The 2,663-nt window shown below is 37.3% G+C and carries 4 protein-coding genes; 1 reads left to right on the top strand and 3 read right to left on the bottom strand.

The window, feature by feature from the left end; translation table 11 throughout:
- The first annotated feature begins 217 nt into the window (after window positions 1–217).
- A complete protein-coding gene (locus tag B7X71_RS14955) occupies window positions 218–1,612 on the top strand; it encodes a tyrosine-type recombinase/integrase (RefSeq protein ID WP_293601258.1) in 1,395 nt (464 codons plus the stop codon).
- Here B7X71_RS14955 and B7X71_RS14950 read toward each other — a convergent pair.
- The 3 genes from B7X71_RS14950 to B7X71_RS14940 all read right to left on the bottom strand — a co-directional run bounded on the left by B7X71_RS14950 (window position 1,599) and on the right by B7X71_RS14940 (window position 2,429).
- A complete protein-coding gene (locus tag B7X71_RS14950; protein WP_293601256.1) occupies window positions 1,599–1,799 on the bottom strand; it encodes a hypothetical protein in 201 nt (66 codons plus the stop codon). The two genes, B7X71_RS14955 and B7X71_RS14950, sit on opposite strands and share 14 nt — an antisense overlap.
- A complete protein-coding gene (locus B7X71_RS14945) occupies window positions 1,768–1,914 on the bottom strand; it encodes a hypothetical protein (RefSeq protein ID WP_293601254.1) in 147 nt (48 codons plus the stop codon). Before B7X71_RS14945 ends, B7X71_RS14950 begins: the two co-directional genes overlap by 32 nt.
- A 65-nt stretch (window positions 1,915–1,979) precedes the next feature.
- Window positions 1,980–2,429, bottom strand: a complete 450-nt coding sequence (locus B7X71_RS14940; RefSeq protein ID WP_293601252.1) for a DUF6641 family protein — start codon at window positions 2,427–2,429, stop codon at window positions 1,980–1,982.
- Window positions 2,430–2,663 lie beyond the last annotated feature (234 nt).

The following is a 2,663-nucleotide window of genomic DNA, read 5'->3' as shown; positions in this document are numbered from 1 at the left end:
TTTTTGGCCTTGTAGGCTATTGATTTATATGGGGTTTTGAAGAGCCACGACTTCTTTTAATCCGTTGGTCGCGAGTTCGAATCTCGCCCGACCCACCAAGATGTATAGCGAAGCGAGCGATAAGCTCGCTTTTGCTTTTCTGCACACCTACTACACACTTCTTGCCCAATTCATTGCAAACGCTGTAAGCTACTGACATAGCTACATATTTTGCAAAATGAGCGACAAAAAAGACACTACGCATATTGTTATTGATAAAGAGCTTATCGTGTATCAACGCGAGCGAAGCACTATATGGCAATGTAGATATTGCATAGACAGACAATGGCAACGCACAAGCACTAAGGAATACGACTTAGGCAAAGCAAAGAAGAAAGCAAAAGAACTTTTTTTAGAAGCTCAATTTCGAAAACGCAACGATATTGCACCAATCACACGCTACTTTAAGGATATCGCTAAAAGCGTAGTCAAAAAACTAAAACAAGAAATAGCAAGTGGCAATGGCAAAGCAATTTACAAAGACTACATCTCTGCTATTACTAATTACTTTATTCCAGCGTTAGGCAAATACTATGTGGATAGTATTGACTACAAAGCATTAGAAGAGTTGGACAAATATAGAGTAAAGAAATTGCAAGCACAACCAACTCGTAGCACCTTACTCACACACAATGCCGCACTTAGCAAAGTATTGGATGAAGCAATATACAAAGGCTATATGCTTGCAAGTAGAAAACCAGAGTTAAAAGCAAAAGGAAAGAAGAGCGAGAGAAGAACAGAATTTACGCGAGTAGAAGCTACAGCTATAAAAGCAAACTTTGATGAATGGATAAAAAAAGGTAAGGCAGATAGTAAAGATGTAAGAGCATTACTAAAAGATTATGTGATTACATTGTTAGACACTGGAGCACGACCAGGCAGAGAGTTGCTTGAATTAACTTGGGCACAAGTTGAGTTAGATAAAGAAGTGGTGAATATAAAAACTGGTATTCGTGCAGAGTTAAGCGAGGATGAGCAACACGGAGAAGAAATAACAAAAAACTACATACGCAAAACTCTCATACTCAATATACAAAAAGGCAAAACTGGGAAACGCAAAGCTGTAGGTAGACTACCAAGCGTTTATGCACTAAATGACATTGCACAAAGAAACTACGGCAAAACATTGGAGCAAATGATTAAAAGTGGTAGCAAAGACTTGATATTTACTTACAAAGACTTTGTAAGTAATAGACAAAACAATCCCAATCGCATTCCAAAGCTAATAAGTCCAACAAGTTTTAGTAAGTTATTTGACGAATACTTAAAGCAACACAATTTACTCATATCTCCAATCACAAGTAAAAAGCGTGTGCTCTACAGCCTTCGCCACACCTATGCTACGCTTGCCTTAACGCACGATAAAGTAAGCATACATACACTTGCTAAGCAAATGGGAACAAGCGTAGCAATGATTGAGCAACATTACTCGCACTTAGATGCTGTAAAAGCGATGGCACAGTTGCGTGGTGAAGAAAGTAGACAGCTATTAGACTTGGCGTTGGATGAAGATGATAAGAAACGCTATGCGTATGTAGAAACAAATAGCAAAGTTAAAACTAAGAAGACTTAACACTTGCAATAGTCTGCTGTGCTTTAGCAATCTTCTGTCTATCACGCTCTGCTTTAAGTTGCTTACTTACATTATCCTTTTGCAACTTTAATGAGTTTATGCGAGCTTGTTGAGGTGTAAGTGGCTTAATAGTAGCAATTTCTTTAATTAGCATATTAATTAATTTGCGTTGGAATACTAATAACATTACTCACACCAAATTGTGCTTGTAATATCTTCTGTGCCTCAACAATGCTGTTTGCATAAACTATTGTCTCTACATACATACCACTTGCTTTAACTTGTGCTTTAAATTGTTTCATATAGTATTTATTTTTTCTTATATTTGCATACCTCATATACAAATAATATGAGGTATGAAATCAACTTACTTGCCAAATGCAAGTCTTGTTGCTTCGCTCACTTCTGCAATAGCATCATCTAATTCACCATTTGCAACAGCTATCTTAAGTGCCTTAAGCGTAGCAATTAGCTCGTCACCATTCGCAAGCTCTATTGCATTTGCTTTTGTTTTCTTATTCAGCACGAGTGTTTTAGCTCCATACTTCACAGACAAATTAATTTTGTTATTTTCATTGCTTACCCAAAACCATTCTTTAATCCTCTTCGCAACTTCTTTTGTCATACGCTCTCCAGTTGCCTTATTCACATAAGTCTTTATGCGTAGTGGTGCGTAAGTTTTACCTTCTCGCTGTGCTTCACATAGTGCAAGCTGTTCGTGTAACTTTTTAATTAACTTATTACGACGAATGATGGTTGGCGATGCGTTTAATTGTTTTTTACCAACAACTAATTTAAGTCCATTAAGTGTGCTCATATGCTTCTCCTATTTGTGTTTAAGCACACTTAATGTATGACTGATTTTTTATTATTCCTACCTACATTTGCCTAATAATCAATTCGTATATGTAAGCAATGCTGAATTAAGGATGGTTTTAATTGCTATTGCTGTGGTAATCCCCCCATTTTTAACCGAGCTCAGAAGTAGGATTCATTAAGCAACCATGGCCAGTCGCTGTTTCGGGGTAATGCCGCCCAATGCCATGTTTGG

It is taken from the genome of Polynucleobacter sp. 39-46-10, assembly GCF_002282275.1.
This window is presented reverse-complemented; position numbering and strand designations above follow the sequence as displayed.